The following is a 16,734-nucleotide window of genomic DNA, read 5'->3' on the forward strand; positions in this document are numbered from 1 at the left end:
GTGGCGCCGGGTACGCGGGTCCGCGGCGTGCCGTGGCGCCGGGTACGAGGGTCGCGGGGGTCGCGGGGGCCGCGCGTGCGGTCACGCCACCCTCTGCCCCGGCGTCGTCGGGTGCCGGGCCGCGAGGACCAGGCCCCGTACCGTCGTCAGCCAGCCGAGGCCCACGATCGCCGCGCCCACGCTGAGACCGATGCCGCCGTGCAGGGGCAGCGAGATGCCGATGGCGCCGCCGACCACCCAGGACATCTGGAGCAGCGTCTCGGAGCGGGCGAAGGCCGAGGTGCGCACCATCTCCGGCACGTCCCGCTGGATCAGCGCGTCCAGGGACAGCTTCGCGAGCGCCTGCGCGAGACCGGCGACCCCGCCCAGGAAGGCGATGAGGACGGTCCCGTAGAACACGGACGCCGAGACCGCCACGACCAGCTCGAACGCCACGACCGTCACGATGATCAGCTCCGGGGCGCGCTTGCGCAGGGCGGCACCCACGGCCGTGCCGAGCGCGTTGCCCACGCCCGCCGCGACGCCGACCATGACGAGCGAGACCGCCGCGCTCTGCCCGCCCAGCGGCTCCTCGCGCAGCAGAAAGGCGAGGAAGAAGATGAGGAAGCCGGACAGACAGCGCAGCGTCGCGTTGGCGGCGAGCCCGTGCGTGACGGCCGGGCCGACCGTCCGCAGGCCCGGCTTCTTGCCGTGCGGCAGATGCAGATGCTCCTCGTCCGCGGCGAGCAGCGCCCGGCGCTCGCCGCGCGCCGAGTCGACCTTGTGCGGCAGCCGGAAGGACTGGACGGCACCGAGCACGAACAGCACGAATGCCCCGTACAACGGCCACTGCGGCCCGACCTGGTGCAGCCCCGCGCCCGCGGGTGCGGCGATCCCGGTGGCGAGCAGCCCGCCGAGGGTCACCCGCGAGTTCGCCTTGACCAGGGAAAACGTGGGCGGCAGCAGCCGTGGCACGACGGCACTGCGGACCACGCCGTACGCCTTGGAGGAGACGAGCACGCCGAGCGCCGCCGGATACAGCTCGATGGACCCGGTGGCGACCGCGCCCGACAGGATCAGGGCGAGCAGCGCCCGCGCGAGCATCGCCCCGGCCATGGCGGCGCGCCGCCCGTGCGGGATGCGGTCGAGCAGCGGCCCGACGACCGGGGCGAGGAGCGTGAACGGTGCCATGGTGATGGCGAGATAGAGCGCGACGCGCCCACGGGCCTCGTCGGTCGGAACGGCGAAGAAGATGGTCGAGGCGAGCGCCACGGTGACCATCATGTCGCCGGCGCCGTTCACGGCGTGCAGCTCGATCAGATTCCCGAGCCCCGACTCGCCCGCACCGTGCGCGTGCGTGGCCTTCCTGATCCCCTTCGCGGTCCCGCTGAACGGCAGATGCAACGCACGGCCGACCGCGCGTCCCGCTCTGCGCAACGGGCTCGCGGTGGTGGGGGACCTTGTCGAGGTCACTCACTAATGGTGCCCACATTTCGGCCTGTTCGGCGCGTACGCCGCCACCTCTCCCACCCACCCGGAAGGCCCGCCGGATCCACCACGTGGAGCCCAGGTGGGCTCAACCGCTCGGAGAAGGTAGCGTGCGTAGCTGCGCCTACGACGGTTGTCCGGACGTCGACGCGGCCCTCTGGTCCGCTCCGTCCGTGCCCCGTACCGGTGACGGCGCACCCGTGAGACGGCGTAGGAGAGAAGCGATACCTGTGAGCGCAGCTACAACGCGAAGCCGCACCCCTGACCGGCTGTGCGCCGAGGCGGTCGATCTCGCCCGGGCCGCCGCCGAGGAGCTCGCGGCGCCCGGCGTCGTGGGCGAGCACGTCGGCATGGTCTCCGAGGGCGACCGGGTCGTCACCCACCTCTTCGAGTGCCTGGAGCCCGGCTACCGCGGCTGGCGCTGGGCGGCGACGGTCGCCCGCGCCTCCCGCGCCAAGGTCGTGACCTTGGATGAAACGGTGCTCCTCCCGGGCGACGACGCGGTACTCGCCCCCGAGTGGGTGCCGTGGAGCGAGCGCCTCCGCCCCGGCGACCTCGGCCCCGGCGACCTGCTGCCCACCGAGTCCGACGATCTGCGGCTCGAGCCCGGCTTCATCGGCGAGGAGGAGCCGCCGCCGAACGCGCCGGTCTCGCACGAGATGGCCGAGCTCGTCGAGGCCGAGGACGCCGAGCTGACCGAGGGCACGCCCGCCGAGCTCCCGCTCGCCCCGTCCCGCGGCTCCATCGCGGCGGTCGCCGAGGAGCTCGGCATGCGCCGCGCCCGGGTGCTCTCGCGGTACGGCCTCCATGTGGCCGCCGACCGCTGGGAGGAGCAGTTCGGGGCCGGGACACCGATGGCCCAGTCGGCCCCCGCCTCCTGTGTGAGCTGCGGTTTCCTGGTGCCGATCGCCGGGTCCCTGTCGCAGGCGTTCGGCATCTGCGGCAATGAGTTCAGCCCCGCGGACGGCCATGTCGTCTCGCTCGCGTACGGCTGCGGCGCACACTCGGAAGCGGCGGTCATGCCGAAGCCGCCGCGCCCGGCGCCGCACGTCCTGGACTCGATGAACGTCGACGAGTTCACCCTGCGCCCGACCCCGGCCCCCGACTCGGGCTCGGTACCGGTAGAGCCGGGCGAGGACGACCTCGGCCACTCCTGAGGGGCGGTACGGCTCGGGTGGCCGCGGTCCGGGGTTGCCCTCACCGGGCCTGGGCGTCCGTGGGGTGATGGAATCCCGGGGTTGCCCTGGCGGGCGGGCGTGCCCGGGTGGGGTGATGGCATCCCGGGGTTGCCCCCACCGGGCTTGGGTGTCCGTGGGGTGACGGCATCCCGGGGTTCCCCTGCCGGGCTTGGGGTGTCCGTGGGCTGACCGCCCTCCGGGGTTGCCCCGCACCCTGCCTCGCCGCTTTCCGTTGCGGTGCCCGGCGTTCCCACCCGCCCGCCCCCGCCTTGGGCCCGGAGCCATGCCCCCCCCGGGCCACCCGTGGCTCTGCTGCCCTGCAGTGCCCGGACCCGGGGTTGCCGGTGCCCGTGGGGGTGGCCGCATTCCGGGGTTGCCCCGTATCCCGGCTCGCCGCTCGCCGCGGCGGTGCCCGGTACTCCCACCCACGCGCCCCCGCCCAAGCCGTGTCCACGGATCACGATCCGTGCCGTCGGCCCGGCTGCCGGATCCGAGGGCTGCGCCCCCAGCGCCCCCCTTCGCCCCTGAACGGGGCTCGTCCTCAAACGCCGGACGGGCTGAGTTGATCGGGCCCGGCGCCTGGTCCCCCCGGACCCGAGCGGCCCGACAACGGCCCACCGACGAACTGCCCACCGACGAACTGCCCACCGAAGCCTCGCCCTCACGCCGCTGCCGCCTGCCAGGCGTTGCCGGAACCGGCCGCGGTGTCGACCCGTACCCCGTGGACGAAGGTCCGCCCCACGTCGTGGCCGCGCAGCGCCATCTCCAGGATCCAGCGGCGTTCCTCCTGAGCCCGTTCCCCCGGCGTCGGCGTCGGTCGGTGGGCGTTCACGTACCGGCGCACGGTCAGCGGCAGATCCATGATCGGGACGTCCGCCGCCGCCTCCTCCGCGTACGGACTCCTGGGCCTGGAATGGGGCCTGGAATGTTGCCCGGGCCGGGGCCGGGGCCGGGGCCGGGGCCGAGGTGGGGGCGCGGGCAAGGGCGCCCGCCTCTCGGGAAGTTGCGGAACCTCGCAGCCCGCCACCTCGCGAGCCCGCGCCCGACGGCACCCGCCCGCCACCGCGAGCAGCCACCCGTACACCACCCCCAGGGCCAGGGCCAGGACCTCGTACGGCGTCACGCGGGTCCGCCCTCGATGTCCCGGCTCCGCGCGTTCACCCCGGCGACCCGGGCGCTCAGCAACTCGGCCTGGCTGATGGGCCGCAGCCGCGCCGGGGCCGCGTCCCACTCCCGGCCGCCGCCCAGCGGGCGCAACTGGACGTACGGCCCCTCATGCCCCCGCACCTCGCCCACCCGGCCCGACACCTCGTCGCGTACGATCTCCCCGAGCGGTGGCCGACGCCGAACGGCGGTCAACGGGGAGCCTCCAGGGCCGCCGCGAGCGTACGGGCCGTGGCCACGTCACAACGCCCCAACTCGATGAGCGGCCGCGGCACTTCACGCGCGCACGACGCCTGGTCGATCCCCAGCGACGGCAGCCGCACCCCTGCCGCGCCCAGCGCCTTGGCCAGCGCGGCAAGCACCTCGTCCGCTTCGCGCAGCCGCTCGCCCGTCCTGCGCCGTTCCTCTGCCGTGGTCATCGGCAGCCCCTCTCTTCCGTAGTGCGTCGAGCTACCGAGCTACAAGGTGACGGTTCAGGCCCCGTCCGGAGTGCCGAGGACGCTGTCCTCGGGGGTGAGCCGGGCGCGCAGATCGCGCGGGTCAAAGCGGCCCGCCTCGTTCCATCGCGCCTCGGCCCGCTCGAGCTCGTCCCACAGGCGGCGGGGGCCAGCCTGATGCACGGTGGGGAGCGCGCTGCCGTGCGACGCGCTCGCGCGGGCCCAGGAACCGTCACGGTGCAGCAGCCAGAGCAGCCGCTCGCCGTCCTCGCCGATCTGTGTACGCACCTGCACGCCGGGCGAGGTGAGTTCGTAGACCGTCGAGAGCTGCCAGTCCTGCCACCAATCCGGGATGGGGCGCTTGCCGGTTGTGACGGTGTCCCCTTCGCCGTCGCGGGCCCGCTGATAGCCCTCCGGAAGCCGTGAGGCGTAGTCCTCGTCGTGCCGCACGGCCATGAAGTGCCCGTGATCGGACATGACGCCGCCCTCGGCGGAGTCGTCACTCCGGACTTCGGCGACGACCATCAACGAGGTGAATGCGATCGTGGTCACCAGGCGCCCGCCGGGGCGCAGCGCGGCCAGCCACGAGGCGGGCACGCCGCGGGCGGACACGGTCGACATGAGGCGGTCGTACCCGGTGACGGGCAGAGGGCCGGTCGCGTCCGTGGTTTCGATACGTGGGTGTCGTCCGATGCCGTCGAGGCGCCGCGCCGCCACCGTGGTCAGGTAGGGGTCTACGTCGACGGACAGCACCGCGTCATCGCCGAGCCGGTGGGCGAGCAGTCCGGCGGAGTAGCCCGAGCCAGTCGCCACGTCGACCACGTGCGCCCCGTCGGGTACGTCGAGGTGGCGCAGCATGGTGACGATCAGGCCCGGGAGGGTGGACGAGGAGGTGGGTTCGCCGGTGCCGCTCTGCCCGGGGGTGGCGTGGTCGGCGTGGAGGGGGCCGACGCGGGTCACGAGCGTGACGTCCGAATACGCGGCATCCAGCCACGCAGAGGGATCGGTCGCGCCGTCGTGCAGATCCCACCCGCCCGTCTCCCTGTCGGCCGTCCACCATCGAGGCACGAGGGCGTGGCGCGGGGTGTCTGCCACTGCTTCGCGCCACACCGGGGCATCGGCAGTCACCTTGTCGGCGAGCGCCTCGGCGCGCGGGCGCCAGTCGAGTTCGGTCACGGTCAGTCCCCTTCCTGGAGTGCGTCAGCCATCGTCTCGATGAGTGGCAGGTCGATGTGCCTGGTCAGCCAATGCCATTGGCCGTTTGCGTTCACCTCGAAGAACTTCCATGCGCCGCCCGGTGTCACCGCGAGGTCGAACGCGCCGAAGAACAAGCCGAGTTCGTTCATGAGGCGCCGTACGCCCGCCTCGACCTCGTCGGGTAGTGACACGGGTGCGTAGCTGAGAGCGCCGTAGTCGGTACGCCTGTCGAGGCGCGCGGCATGGCTCTCGGCGTGTATGGCCACGGGGAACAGGTGCTTGCCCATGACCGTCAGGCGGACCTCGTAAGCCTTCTCGACGTACTCCTGGAACATCGTCGCCGTACCGCTCACCGAGTCGTCGACCTGATCCGCTGTGACGACGGTTGTGGGGATCACGCCCCGGAATCCCTCGCCACGGTCGACGCTGCCGCCGAGCGCCTTGTAGATCACTTCACTGGTGCCGATGAACTCGCGTGCGTACGCCGGGTCGTTGGTGATGACGGTGCGGGGTGTGTCGAGTCCACAGCGCGCAGCGGCGGCGAGCTGGTGCGGCTTGTAATTGGCGGCGGCATTACGGGACGGGTGGTTGATCCATCGGACCGGCAGCGGCGACAGGACGCCGAGCAGCCCGGAGCGGGCCTCGGACGCGGCGAACGCGCGAGCGTCGGTGGGCCAGGAGCCGGGGGTGCGCATCTCTCCGGGGCGGCGCCACCACACCGAGCGGACCGCTTCCAGGTCGACGGTTCGCGAGCCAACGGCCGGCCGCCCGGCCCAGCCGCGACCCGTGAGGGCCGCGACCAGGCGGGAGGCGGTGGGGAAGTCGGCCGTATCGAACCGCACGACCTCGATGCCCCGGCGGGTCAGCTCCTCGATCACCGGGTCACACGTGGCGTCCGACCGGTTGGTGACCACCAACACCGTCCCGTCGGCGGCTACCACAGGTCGGTACCGTCCCCGTCCGTGCCACTGCCCGAACCGTCCGGGGTGGTCTCGGTCTTGGTGTCCCCGTCGAGCAGCGCGTGCCAGGGGTTGCCCTCGGCGGTCACGCTGATCTGCAGGGCATCGCTGTAGCCGCCGGATGCGGGCGGCACGAACGGTGGCGCTTCCGGCGGCGTGAGGAAGCGCATCCCGAACGGGGTGGCAAGTTCGGTCGTGGTCATGCTCGTACCTCCGTCATTTCTGTTGGCCAGGAACGCTCTGGACGGCATCACGCTGTGATGATTTCCCGAAACCCTCGGTCACCGCGACGTCATGGAAGGCGTCCGACAGGCGTCGCTCTAGGGCGTCAATTCGGTGTCACTGAAGGGGTGTTGGGGCTAGCCTGGAACGCATGACAGTGACCGTCACGGAACCGAACGACTCCCTGCGCGCCATTCGTATAGCGATGCGCATGAGTCAGGAGGACTTCGCGAAAGCCCTGCGCCGGGCAGGTGTGGAGCTGGACGAACCCAACGAGGCCAGCAAGCGACTCGTGCAGCGTTGGGAGTCCGGCGTAAGCCGCTCACCCCGTGGGGTGTACGTCCGGGCGTTGGAGCACGTCACAGGCCGCGCCATCGAGGACCTTGGTTTCAGACTGGGAGTCATGGCACGAGTGCACGACGACGGAGCAGGTGGGCACGATATGGACCCTGGCCCGGAAGGCGTGGCCGCGGCGTCCGTGGACGCCGACGCCGCGACAGCAGCGCAGGAGCAGTACGGCGGAGTCTGGATGTCCCGGTACGAGTACTTCTCGTCGGGGCGAGACAGCATGTACGAAGGCAAGCACTACGTGGTGCTCGTGCAGACCGGTAACCGGCTCACGGTCCGGAGCCTGCCCGGAGCGAGCAGCAACCCGGACAGCCCGCTCACCATTGATCTGACATTGGAGCGGTCCGTGGTCACCGGTTCATGGACCGAGCAGACAGCATCTGACGGCTATTACCAGGGCGCCCGCTATCACGGCGCGGTCCAGATGCTCGTGGAGCCGACAGGACGGCGCATGGCCGGGAAGTGGGTCGGGTTCGGCAAGGATTTCGACGTCAACACGGGCCCGTGGGAACTGCGGCTCATGGACCCGTCGATGAGCAAGGCGACGCTGGAGCGGTACTCCCGTCCTCCGGAGTAGGCGGTGGTGCCGGGTGTCCCACGCAGCTGCGGGGCCGACCACCGGGGCGGCGATCCGCCTCGCCGAGGCGTGAGAGGAGACCCACGGTGGCAGACCATGACCTGTCCGCGGTGGCCCGGTTCCTGCACGAAGCGGGGACGCTCAAGCAGGCCAGGCGTACCGGCTGGTGGATGGCCGGGGTCCGGGACCCCGAGAGTGTGGCCGAGCACTCCTGGCGTACCGCTCTGATCGCGTCGGTGATCGCCAAGCTGGAAGGCGCGGACCCGGCGCGCGCCGCGTTCCTGGCGGTCTGGCACGACTCGCAGGAGACCCGCACCGGCGATGTGAACCACCTGAGCAAGAAGTACGCCGAGGGCGCCGACCCGAAGGCCGTCACCGCCGACCAGACGCGGGGCATGCCCGAGGTGCTCGCGTCCACCGTCCGGGAACTCGTCGCGGAGTACGAGGCCAAGGAGTCCGCCGAAGCCGTCTGCGCGCGCGACGCCGACAAGCTGGAATGCCTGCTGCAGGGCATCGAGTACAAGGCCCAGGGCTACCAGAGCGCACAACGCTGGATCGACAACAGTCGCGGGCGCCTCACCACTGAGACCGCGAACCGCCTCGCCGACGAACTGCTCGCCGTGGGGCCACTTGACTGGCTGCGTACGGCTATGGGGGAGGAGCTGCGCTGACCTGGTGCTGCGGGCCGCCCCTGCGAGAGGAGTACGCATGACCACCCCGGAGATCACCGTCGAGCTCCTGGACGGCCCCGCCTCCGCCCGAGCCGAAGCCGCGTTCCGGGTGGTGTACGCCGAGGTGTTCGCCGAGGAGCCGTACAAGGAAACGCCGGAGGCGGTGGACGCCACCTTCCGTCGTTTCGGCTCCCAAGTCCGTAAGGCGACCTTCCGCGCCGCCCTCGCCCGCACGGGCGACGGTGAGCCGGTCGGTATCGCTTACGGCCACCCGCTCAGCCCCGCCACCGACTGGTGGGACCGGCTCACCACCCCCGTACCCGACGAGCTGCGCCGGGAGGACGGGCGGCGGACGTTCGGGCTGATGGAGTTCGCCGTGCGGGCGCCGTGGCGGCGCCTCGGTGTGGCCCGGCGGCTGCACGAGGCGGTGCTCGTCGGCGGCGCGGAGGAACGGGTCCTGCTCAACGCACGGCCGGACGTCGAGGCGGCACAGGCCGCCTACCGCTCCTGGGGGTACCGGAAGGTGGGCGAGGCCCACCCGTGGGAGGGCGCGGACTTGCACGACGTGATGGTCCTCGACCTGCACCGGACGGCTCCGTAAGGCTGACCGCCCGAGCCCTCGGCCTCCGCACCGGGTACCTTCAGGCGGCGTACGTGATGCCGGAAAGAAGAAGGTGACCCCACCGTGAGCGCAATCGTGCGGCCCGCACCCGAAGGAGCCGACGCCTTCGGGACCGGAGCGTTGCGGCGGGCCGTGCTTGACGCATGGGCGGCCGCTCCGGCGCGGTTCCGGGAGGACGCCAATGCCGAGGAGGATCTCGCGCTTGGTGGCTACCGGGATCGCCTTGTCGTCGAGCTCGCGCAGAACGCCGCCGATGCCGCCGCGCGCGCCGGCGTGCCGGGGCGGCTGCGGCTCACCCTGCGGGACGGGGTTCTCGTCGTCGCCAATACCGGGGCGCCGCTCGACGCGGCCGGGGTCGAGTCGCTCAGTACGCTGCGGGCCTCTGCCAAGCGGGATGCCGAGCGTGGCGCGGCTGTCGGGCGGTTCGGTATCGGGTTTGCCGCCGTGCTTGCCGTCAGTGATGAGCCCGCCGTGCTCAGCCGTAGTGGTGGGGTGCGGTGGTCGCTCGCCGAGGCTCGCGTGCTCGCGCAGGAGGCCGCCGCCGACCGCAGCCCCGGGCTCGGTGATGAGCTGCGGCGTCGCGACGGGCATGTGCCGCTGCTGCGGCTGCCGTTCGCGGCCGAGGGGACCGCCCCGGAGTCGTACGACACCGTTGTGATCCTGCCGCTGCGGGACCAGGCCGCCGAGGCGCTGGTCGAGCGGTTGCTCGCGGACATCGACGACTCCGTGCTGCTCACCCTGCCCGGGCTGACCGAGATCGTCGTCGAGACCGCCGGGGGCACGCGCACGCTCACCCGCGATCACGACGGGCCGTACGCCCGGGTCGTCGACAGCGAGCGCGGCACCACCCGCTGGCGGACCGTCGAGCGCAACGGCGCGGTCGAGCGCGCGCTGCTCGATGACCGGCCCGTGGAAGAGCGGCTCCGCCCGCACTGGTCGGTCACCTGGGCCGTGCCTGTCGACGCCGACGGCGCGCCCGCCCGGCCGCGCACCGCGCCCGTGGTGCACGCGCCCACGCCCAGCGATGAGCCGCTCGGCGTACCGGCGCTGCTCATCGCCTCGTTCCCGCTCGACTCGACCCGGCGGCATGTGGCGCCGGGCCCGCTCACCGACTTCCTCGTGCGGCGCGCGGCCGAGGCGTATGCCGAACTCCTCGCGGACTGGCGGCCGGTGAGCACCGGCACCCTCGACCTGGTGCCCGGGCCACTCGGTCAGGGCGCCCTCGACGGCGCGCTGCGGGCCGCGGTCCTGGAACTGCTTCCTCGCACGGCCTTCCTGGCCCCGGCCGCACCGCTCGTACGGGAACTCGTAGCGGATGCGGATGAAGAAGCGCAGGCGCAGGCGGAGGCGGAGGCGCAGGCGGAGGGTGAGGACGGGGAACGGCCCGTCGCGCTGCGGCCGTTCGAGGCCGAGGTGGTCGAAGGTGCGGGCGCCGCCACGGTACGGGTGCTCGCCGAGGTCCTGCCGACGCTGCTGCCCGCCGGGCTCGAGCGCCGCGTGGAGTTGCGCACGCTCGACGTCGGGCGGGTGCCGTTGCAGGACGCCATCGACCGGCTCGCGGGCATCGAGCGGGAGCCGGGCTGGTGGCGGCGGCTCTACGACTCGCTCGCCGGGGTCGACCCGGACCGGCTCTCCGGGCTTCCGGTGCCGCTCGCGGACGGGCGGACCACCATCGGGCCCCGGCATGTGCTCCTGCCCGGCGCCGAGACGCCCGAGGGCCTGGGGCGGCTCGGCCTGAAGGTCGCGCACCCCGATGCCGCGCACCCGCTCCTGGAGAAGCTCGGCGCGCTGCCCGCCACGCCCCGCGCGGTGCTCACCACGCCGCAGGTGCGGGCCGCGGTGGCCGCGTCCCTGGACGAGGACACCTGGGACCTCGGCGACGAGCAGAACCTGGGCGCCGAGGAACTGGCCGACCTGGTCCTGACGTTGGTCCGCGACGCCGGGCTCGCCCCCGGCGACGAGCCCTGGCTCGGCGCGCTCGCCCTGCCCGACGACGCGGGCGAACCCGCCCCGGCCTGCGAACTCGTCCTTCCCGGCAGCGACTTCCACCGCGTGATGCGCGAGGGCGAACTCGGCTGCGTCGACGAGGAGCTCGCCTCCCGGTGGGGCGAGCAGCCCCTCGCCGCCTGCGGGGTGCTCACGAACTTCGCCCTGGTCCGCGCCACGGACGTGGTCCTCGACCCGGACGAACTGGAGCCGCGGGACACCGACTTCGTCGAACCCGACGACGCCGGGCTGCTCGACGCCGTCGACGTATGGTGCGAGGACATCCTCGACCAGCTGCCCGACACGCCCGTGCCGCCGGTGGCCACGGAGCTGGTCGCGGTCCGTGACCTCGATCTGGTCGACGACGACTGCTGGCCGCAGGCGCTCGCTCTGCTCTCCCGGCCGCCGCTCCGGGATGCGCTCACCCAGCAGGTACGGGTGCTGCTGCCCGACGGCACGACCGAATCCGTACGCCCCTACACCGCCTGGTGGCTGCGCGGCCACCCGGTCCTCGACGGGCGTCGGCCCGCGGGCCTGCGCGCGGCCGGGGGCGACTCGCTGCTCGCCGGGCTGTACGAGGAGGCGGACGCGACCGGCTTCGAGGACGAGCAGGTCCTTCGCGCCCTCGGCGTGCGCACCTCGGTCCATGCCCTCCTTGAGGAGCCGGGCGGCGCGGCGGAACTCCTCGGCCGCCTCGCCGACCCGAAGCTGTATGTGTCGAGCCGACAACTGCACGGCCTGTACGGTGCGCTGGCCGCCCTGGACCCGGAGCAGGTGACGCTGCCGGACGAGCTGCGGGCCGTGCGCGACGGGGTGGTGACGGTGGTCGACGCCGCGGACGCGGTGGTCGCCGACGCCCCGGACCTGCTGCCGCTGGCCGCCGGGCTCGGGCTCCTTCCGGTGGCGCCGTACCGTGCGGCGGACCTCGCGGAGCTGCTCCAGGTGCGACGGCTCTCGGAGGCGGTACCTGCGGACGTCACCTCCGGCGCGGGCGTCCTTAGGGAGGTGCCGGAGCCGGTGCGGGTCCTACTCGGGTCCGCGACCCCGTCGACGTATGTCGAGCACGGGGAGCTGACCGTCTCCGGCGGCACGGAACTCGACTGGCGCCGCACGCCGGACGGGGTCGTGCACGCGGCGACGTTCGAGGGTGTGGCCGCCGGGCTCGCGTGGGCTGCTGGGCAGTGGCCGCGGCGGTTCGAGGTGGCGGCGTTGCTCGAAGATCCTTCGCGGACCGAGGAGTTGGCTCGGGATCGGTGGTTCGACTGAGGGTTGGCACCTACGCCGGAACCCGTCGGTCCACCCACCGGAACGCGAACTCGATCGTCAGCGCCGCGACCACGGCTATCCCCACCGCGGCCCACGGCATCGTCGTCCCCACGAGGCGCAGCTTGAAGAAGTCCTGGAGCCAGGGCACCACCATCACCAGGAGGAAGCCGAAGCCCATCGTGCCGATCAGGCCGAGGCGCCACCAGGTGTACGGGCGGGCGATGATGGCCAGGACCCAGATGGCGACCAGGAAGAGCGTCAGCGTCGCCGCGCTGGTCTCTGCCGCCCGCGCGCCCGGGCCCTCGTAGTGGTGCCGGGCCAGGAGGTACGTCGCGAAGGTCGCGAGCGCCGCGACCATGCCGCCGGGGATCGCGTACCGCATCACCCGCCGGACGAAGTGCGGCTTGGCCCGTTCCTTGTTGGGGGCGAGGGCCAGGAAGAAGGCCGGGACGCCGATCGTCAGGGTGGAGAGCAGCGTCAGGTGCCGGGGCAGGAAGAGGTATTCGACCTGGGTGCAGACCACGAGCAGGGCGAGCAGGACCGAGTAGACCGTCTTCACCAGGAACAGCGTCGCCACCCGCGTGATGTTCCCGATGACCCGCCGGCCCTCCGCGACCACCGAGGGCAGCGTCGCGAAGCTGTTGTTCAACAGGACGATCTGGGCGACCGCCCGGGTGGCCTCCGAGCCCGAGCCCATGGAGACGCCGATGTCCGCGTCCTTCAGGGCCAGGACGTCGTTCACGCCGTCACCGGTCATCGCGACCGTGTGGCCGTTGGACTGAAGCGCCCCCACCATGTCCCGCTTCTGCTGCGGCGTGACCCGGCCGAACACCGCGTGGTCATCGAGGGCCTGGCCCATCTCCTTCTGCTCGGTGGGCAGCGTGCGCGCGTCCACCGTGCGGTCCGCGCCGGGCAGAGCCAGCTTGCCGGCTACCGCGCCGACGGAGACCGCGTTGTCGCCGGAGATCACCTTGGCGTTGACGTTCTGCTCCTCGAAGTACCGCAAGGTGTCCGCCGCGTCCGGGCGCAGCCGCTGCTCCATCACCACCAGGGCCGTGGCTCGGGCGTTCTGCGCTACCGCCGGGTCGTCCAGGTCCCTGAGGCCGCGGGCGAGGAGCAGCACGCGCAGGCCCTGTTCGTTCAGTGACCCGATCTCTTCGAGCGCCGGGTCGCCGTCCGGGAGCAGCACGTCCGGCGCGCCGAGCAGCCAGGTCGAGGTCTCGCCGTCGCCCTCGCTGAAGCTGGCGCCGCTGTACTTGCGGGCGGAGGAGAAGGGCAGCGACTCGATGCAGCGCCACTCCTCGCTGTCCGGGTAGGCCTCGATGATCGCCTGGAGCGACGCGTTGGGCCGCGGGTCGGACTCGCCGAGCGCGCCGAGCACCTTGCGTACGTACGTATCGTCGGCGCCGCCCACGGTGCGCAGCTCGGTGACGTCCATGCCGCCCTCGGTGAGGGTGCCGGTCTTGTCGAGGCAGACGGTGTCGACCCGGGCCAGACCCTCGATCGCGGGCAACTCCTGCACCAGGCACTGTTTCCGGCCGAGCCGGATCACGCCGATCGCGAAGGCCACCGAGGTCAGCAGTACAAGGCCCTCGGGGATCATCGGGACGATGCCGCCGACGGTGTAGGCCACGGCCTCGTTGAACTGTTCGTTCTGGGCGACCAGTTGGGAGATGACCAGGCCGATGGAGGTCGGGACCATCAGCCATGTCACGTACTTGAGGATCGTGGAGATGCCGGAGCGCAGCTCGGAGTGGACGAGCGTGAAGCGCGAGGCCTCCTCGGCGAGCTGCGCCGCGTACGCCTCGCGCCCCACCTTCGTGGCTGTGAACGCGCCGCCGCCCGCGACCACGAAACTGCCGGACATCACCGGCTCGCCGGGCCTCTTCAGGACCGGGTCGGCCTCGCCGGTGAGCAGCGACTCGTCGACCTCCAGGCTGTCGGTCTCGACGCACGCGCCATCGACGACGATCTTGTCCCCTGGCCCGATCTCGATGAGGTCCCCGAGCACGATCTCGGAGGTGGAGATCTCGGCGGCGATGCCGTCCCGGCGCACGGTGGGCTTGGCCTCGCCGATCACCGCGAGGTTGTCGAGGGTCTTCTTGGCGCGCAGCTCCTGGATGATGCCGATCCCGGTGTTCGCGAGGATCACGAAGCCGAAGAGGGAGTCCTGGATGGGCGCGACGATCAGCATGATCACCCAGAGGACGCCGATGATGGCGTTGAAGCGGGTGAAGACATTGCCGCGGATGATGTCGACGGTGGAGCGACTGCTGCGCACCGGTACGTCGTTGACCTCGCCGCGGGCGACCCGCTCGGCCACCTCGGCGGCGGTGAGTCCGCGCGCGGGCGTCGGCGGTGGCACGGGGTGGACAGGGTCGAGCTCGGCCCCGGCGTCGATGGCGGGCCCGCTGCCCCCAGGCTCGGGTCCGTCCGTGTCGATGTGTGCCCGCTGAGTCATGGTTCCGACGGTACGGGCGGAGGGACCCGTTCACCTGCCGAGTGGCCCGGAATCAGGGTGAGCTCGGGGTGCCGTCAGGGTCGGGTCAGGGGCGCGATCAGGGCTGCGGTCGCTGCGCCTCGCGCTCTGCGGCGTGCCGCTTGAGGGCGGCGTCGCGCTTGCGCACGTACCAGATGCCGACCACCCCGAGTCCGGCCCCGGCCAGGCAGGTCCAGATCCACCACGTGTGCCCGTGCTCGTCGAACCAGCCGTAGAACGGGAGCTGGACGAGGAAGAGGACAAACCAAAGGATCGTGCCGCCGGTGATGGTGGCGACCACGGGGCCCTCCAGGGGCTCCGGCGCCTCGTGCTTGGGTGATCCCGTTGAAGATCCGGTCATGGGGACAGCTTACGAGGGGGCGTTCCGGCCCCTCGTGCCGCGTACGGACTGGCTGACTCGCCAGCTGGTCTACGCGCGGAGATAGCGATTTTGCCCTGATGTATTCATACTGAATCGGCTTGACTCTGGCTGCTTTTATTCGTACGAAGACACAAGGTAACCGCTGCATGTCCGTCCCGGCCCTCGACCGCCACTTCAAGATCTCCGAGCGGGGGTCGACGCTTGCCCGAGAGGTGCGCGGCGGTTTCGCGACCTTCTTCGCGATGGCGTACATCATCGTGCTCAACCCGATCATCCTCGGCAGCGCGAAGGACATGTACGGCCACCAGCTGGACAACGGGCAGCTGGTCACGGCGACCGCGCTGACCGCCGCGTTCTCCACGCTGCTCATGGGCGTCATCGGCAATGTGCCGATCGCGCTCGCCGCCGGGCTCGGCGTGAACACCGTGGTCGCGTTGCAGCTCGCGCCCCGGATGAGCTGGCCGGACGCGATGGGCATGGTGGTGCTCGCCGGTTTCGTGGTGATGCTCCTGGTCGCCACCGGGCTGCGGGAGCGGGTCATGAATGCCGTGCCGCTCGGCCTGCGCAAGGGCATCGCCATCGGTATCGGCCTGTTCATCATGCTGATCGGGCTCGTCGACTCGGGCTTCGTCTCGCGCGTCCCGGACGCCGCGCAGACCACCGTGCCGCTGCAGCTCGGCGCCGACAACGCCCTCAACGGCTGGCCGGTCCTGGTCTTCGTACTCGGCGCGCTGCTCACGGTCTCGCTGCTCGTGCGGAAGGTGCCGGGCGCGATCCTGATCTCGATCGTGACGATGACGGTCGTGGCGATGGTCATCAACGCAGTGGCCGACGTGCCCTCCTGGGGGCTGACCACCCCGAAGTGGCCGGGCAATCCGGTGTCGGCCCCGGACTTCGGCCTCGTCGGTGAGGTCAGCCTCTTCGGCGGCTTCGAGAAGGTCGGCCTGCTCACCGGCCTTCTGTTCGTGTTCACCGTGCTGCTCTCCAGCTTCTTCGACGCCATGGGCACGATCATGGGCGTCAGCGACGAGGCCGGTCTGATCGACGAGGACGGCTATATGCCGGGCATCAACAAGGTGCTGTTCATCGACGGCATCGCCGTCGCCAGCGGCGGCGCGACCTCGTCCTCCGGCACGACCTGCTTCGTGGAGTCGACGGCGGGCGTCGGCGAGGGCGCGCGTACCGGCTTCGCGAACGTGGTGACCGGCGGGCTCTTCGTACTTGCGCTGTTCCTCACGCCGATCGCCACCATGGTGCCCTCGCAGGCGGCGACGCCTGCCCTGGTCGCGGTGGGCTTCCTGATCCTGTCCGGCTCGATCGGCGCGATCGACTGGAAGGACTGGACGGTCGCGATCCCGGCGTTCCTGACGATGGTGATGATGCCGTTCACGTACTCGATCACGAACGGCATCGGCATCGGCTTCGTCACCTTCACCGTGCTGCGGCTCGCGGTGGGCCGCGGCCGCGAGGTGCCGGTCGCGATGTACGCGGTGTCGGCGATCTTCGCCTTCTACTACCTGATGCCGGCGCTGGGTCTTACGTAAGGCCGTAGAACTTCTCGGTTTCCTCGACGGCCGTCTTGAAGCGCTCGTCGAAATCGTCGCGGATGAGCGTCCGGACCACATAGTCCTGGACGCTCATTCCTCTTTTCGCCGCATGGCCCCGGAGCCGGTCGAGCAGCTCTCCGTCTATGCGCAGGCTGAGCACGTTGGTCCCCATGTGCTCAGGGTTGCCGGAGCGCCGTCGCCGGTGTGTCACTTTCCGGAGCGGGCTCACTCA

The 16,734-nt window shown here is 71.7% G+C and carries 16 protein-coding genes; 6 read left to right on the forward strand and 10 right to left on the reverse strand.

Translation table 11 applies throughout. From position 1 onward, the window contains the following. Nucleotides 1–81 precede the first annotated feature (81 nt). A complete protein-coding gene (locus ACWD10_RS02070) occupies nucleotides 82–1,452 on the reverse strand; it encodes an MFS transporter (protein WP_451085983.1) in 1,371 nt (456 codons plus the stop codon). 245 nt (nucleotides 1,453–1,697) lie between these two features. Between ACWD10_RS02070 and ACWD10_RS02075 the strand changes: the two genes are divergently transcribed. Then, on the forward strand, nucleotides 1,698–2,624 hold the full coding sequence (locus ACWD10_RS02075) for a DUF3027 domain-containing protein (RefSeq protein ID WP_451085985.1): 927 nt from the start codon (nucleotides 1,698–1,700) through the stop codon (nucleotides 2,622–2,624). 682 nt (nucleotides 2,625–3,306) lie between these two features. Here the strand turns inward: ACWD10_RS02075 and ACWD10_RS02080 are convergent. The 6 genes from ACWD10_RS02080 to tgmA all read right to left on the reverse strand — a co-directional run bounded on the left by ACWD10_RS02080 (nucleotide 3,307) and on the right by tgmA (nucleotide 6,605). Continuing rightward, nucleotides 3,307–3,507: a hypothetical protein gene (locus ACWD10_RS02080; protein ID WP_451085987.1), complete on the reverse strand. Its 201-nt coding sequence runs from the start codon at nucleotides 3,505–3,507 to the stop codon at nucleotides 3,307–3,309. Nucleotides 3,508–3,764: 257 nt separating this feature from the next. Next, the gene (locus ACWD10_RS02085; RefSeq protein ID WP_451085989.1) at nucleotides 3,765–4,004 is read right to left on the reverse strand and encodes a hypothetical protein; all 240 of its coding nucleotides are present in this window, start codon (nucleotides 4,002–4,004) and stop codon (nucleotides 3,765–3,767) included. Next, nucleotides 4,001–4,228 carry a hypothetical protein gene (locus ACWD10_RS02090; RefSeq protein ID WP_451085991.1) on the reverse strand — a complete coding sequence of 76 codons (228 nt, stop codon included), beginning with the start codon at nucleotides 4,226–4,228 and terminating at the stop codon, nucleotides 4,001–4,003. The genes ACWD10_RS02085 and ACWD10_RS02090 overlap by 4 nt, the downstream gene beginning before the upstream one ends. A 54-nt stretch (nucleotides 4,229–4,282) precedes the next feature. Further along, entirely contained in the window at nucleotides 4,283–5,422 is a 1,140-nt protein-coding gene (locus ACWD10_RS02095) for a protein-L-isoaspartate(D-aspartate) O-methyltransferase (RefSeq protein ID WP_451085993.1), read from the reverse strand. 2 nt (nucleotides 5,423–5,424) lie between these two features. Then, nucleotides 5,425–6,384, reverse strand: coding sequence for an ATP-grasp ribosomal peptide maturase (gene tgmB, locus ACWD10_RS02100; protein WP_451085995.1), 960 nt, complete (start codon nucleotides 6,382–6,384; stop codon nucleotides 5,425–5,427). Further along, a complete protein-coding gene (gene tgmA / locus ACWD10_RS02105; protein ID WP_451085997.1) occupies nucleotides 6,378–6,605 on the reverse strand; it encodes a putative ATP-grasp-modified RiPP in 228 nt (75 codons plus the stop codon). Before tgmA ends, tgmB begins: the two co-directional genes overlap by 7 nt. A gap of 170 nt (nucleotides 6,606–6,775) precedes the next feature. On the opposite strand from tgmA, the gene ACWD10_RS02110 reads away from it, so the two are divergent. From ACWD10_RS02110 to ACWD10_RS02125, 4 genes are all read left to right on the forward strand, one after another. Continuing rightward, nucleotides 6,776–7,549 carry a helix-turn-helix domain-containing protein gene (locus ACWD10_RS02110; RefSeq protein ID WP_451085999.1) on the forward strand — a complete coding sequence of 258 codons (774 nt, stop codon included), beginning with the start codon at nucleotides 6,776–6,778 and terminating at the stop codon, nucleotides 7,547–7,549. Nucleotides 7,550–7,635: 86 nt separating this feature from the next. Continuing rightward, the gene (locus ACWD10_RS02115) at nucleotides 7,636–8,220 is read left to right on the forward strand and encodes an HD domain-containing protein (RefSeq protein WP_451086001.1); all 585 of its coding nucleotides are present in this window, start codon (nucleotides 7,636–7,638) and stop codon (nucleotides 8,218–8,220) included. A 37-nt stretch (nucleotides 8,221–8,257) separates the two neighbouring features. Next, entirely contained in the window at nucleotides 8,258–8,821 is a 564-nt protein-coding gene (locus tag ACWD10_RS02120; RefSeq protein WP_451086003.1) for a GNAT family N-acetyltransferase, read from the forward strand. A gap of 84 nt (nucleotides 8,822–8,905) precedes the next feature. Then, on the forward strand, nucleotides 8,906–12,094 hold the full coding sequence (locus ACWD10_RS02125; RefSeq protein ID WP_451086005.1) for a sacsin N-terminal ATP-binding-like domain-containing protein: 3,189 nt from the start codon (nucleotides 8,906–8,908) through the stop codon (nucleotides 12,092–12,094). Nucleotides 12,095–12,104: 10 nt separating this feature from the next. Here ACWD10_RS02125 and ACWD10_RS02130 read toward each other — a convergent pair whose 3' ends face one another. Together ACWD10_RS02130 and ACWD10_RS02135 are read right to left on the reverse strand one after the other, a co-directional pair. Further along, the gene (locus ACWD10_RS02130; protein ID WP_451086007.1) at nucleotides 12,105–14,555 is read right to left on the reverse strand and encodes an HAD-IC family P-type ATPase; all 2,451 of its coding nucleotides are present in this window, start codon (nucleotides 14,553–14,555) and stop codon (nucleotides 12,105–12,107) included. Between the two features lie 97 nt (nucleotides 14,556–14,652). Continuing rightward, nucleotides 14,653–14,934, reverse strand: a complete 282-nt coding sequence (locus ACWD10_RS02135) for a DUF2530 domain-containing protein (RefSeq protein ID WP_451086009.1) — start codon at nucleotides 14,932–14,934, stop codon at nucleotides 14,653–14,655. Nucleotides 14,935–15,101: 167 nt separating this feature from the next. On the opposite strand from ACWD10_RS02135, the gene ACWD10_RS02140 reads away from it, so the two are divergent. Continuing rightward, nucleotides 15,102–16,499, forward strand: a complete 1,398-nt coding sequence (locus ACWD10_RS02140) for an NCS2 family permease (protein ID WP_451086011.1) — start codon at nucleotides 15,102–15,104, stop codon at nucleotides 16,497–16,499. Here ACWD10_RS02140 and ACWD10_RS02145 read toward each other — a convergent pair. After that, entirely contained in the window at nucleotides 16,492–16,674 is a 183-nt protein-coding gene (locus ACWD10_RS02145; RefSeq protein WP_451086013.1) for a ribbon-helix-helix protein, CopG family, read from the reverse strand. The two genes, ACWD10_RS02140 and ACWD10_RS02145, sit on opposite strands and share 8 nt — an antisense overlap. Nucleotides 16,675–16,734 lie beyond the last annotated feature (60 nt).

The sequence above is a fragment of the Streptomyces sp. NPDC002851 genome (genome assembly GCF_053591935.1).

Coding starts and splice junctions, on each gene's coding strand:
- ACWD10_RS02080 (WP_451085987.1), bottom strand. CDS start 3,507: ATGGATCTGCCGCTGACCGTGCGCCGGTACGTGAACGCCCACCGACCG.
- ACWD10_RS02090 (WP_451085991.1), bottom strand. CDS start 4,228: ATGACCACGGCAGAGGAACGGCGCAGGACGGGCGAGCGGCTGCGCGAA.
- tgmA (WP_451085997.1), bottom strand. CDS start 6,605: ATGACCACGACCGAACTTGCCACCCCGTTCGGGATGCGCTTCCTCACG.
- ACWD10_RS02110 (WP_451085999.1), top strand. CDS start 6,776: ATGACAGTGACCGTCACGGAACCGAACGACTCCCTGCGCGCCATTCGT.
- ACWD10_RS02120 (WP_451086003.1), top strand. CDS start 8,258: ATGACCACCCCGGAGATCACCGTCGAGCTCCTGGACGGCCCCGCCTCC.
- ACWD10_RS02130 (WP_451086007.1), bottom strand. CDS start 14,555: ATGACTCAGCGGGCACACATCGACACGGACGGACCCGAGCCTGGGGGC.
- ACWD10_RS02135 (WP_451086009.1), bottom strand. CDS start 14,934: ATGACCGGATCTTCAACGGGATCACCCAAGCACGAGGCGCCGGAGCCC.
- ACWD10_RS02140 (WP_451086011.1), top strand. CDS start 15,102: ATGTCCGTCCCGGCCCTCGACCGCCACTTCAAGATCTCCGAGCGGGGG.
- ACWD10_RS02145 (WP_451086013.1), bottom strand. CDS start 16,674: ATGGGGACCAACGTGCTCAGCCTGCGCATAGACGGAGAGCTGCTCGAC.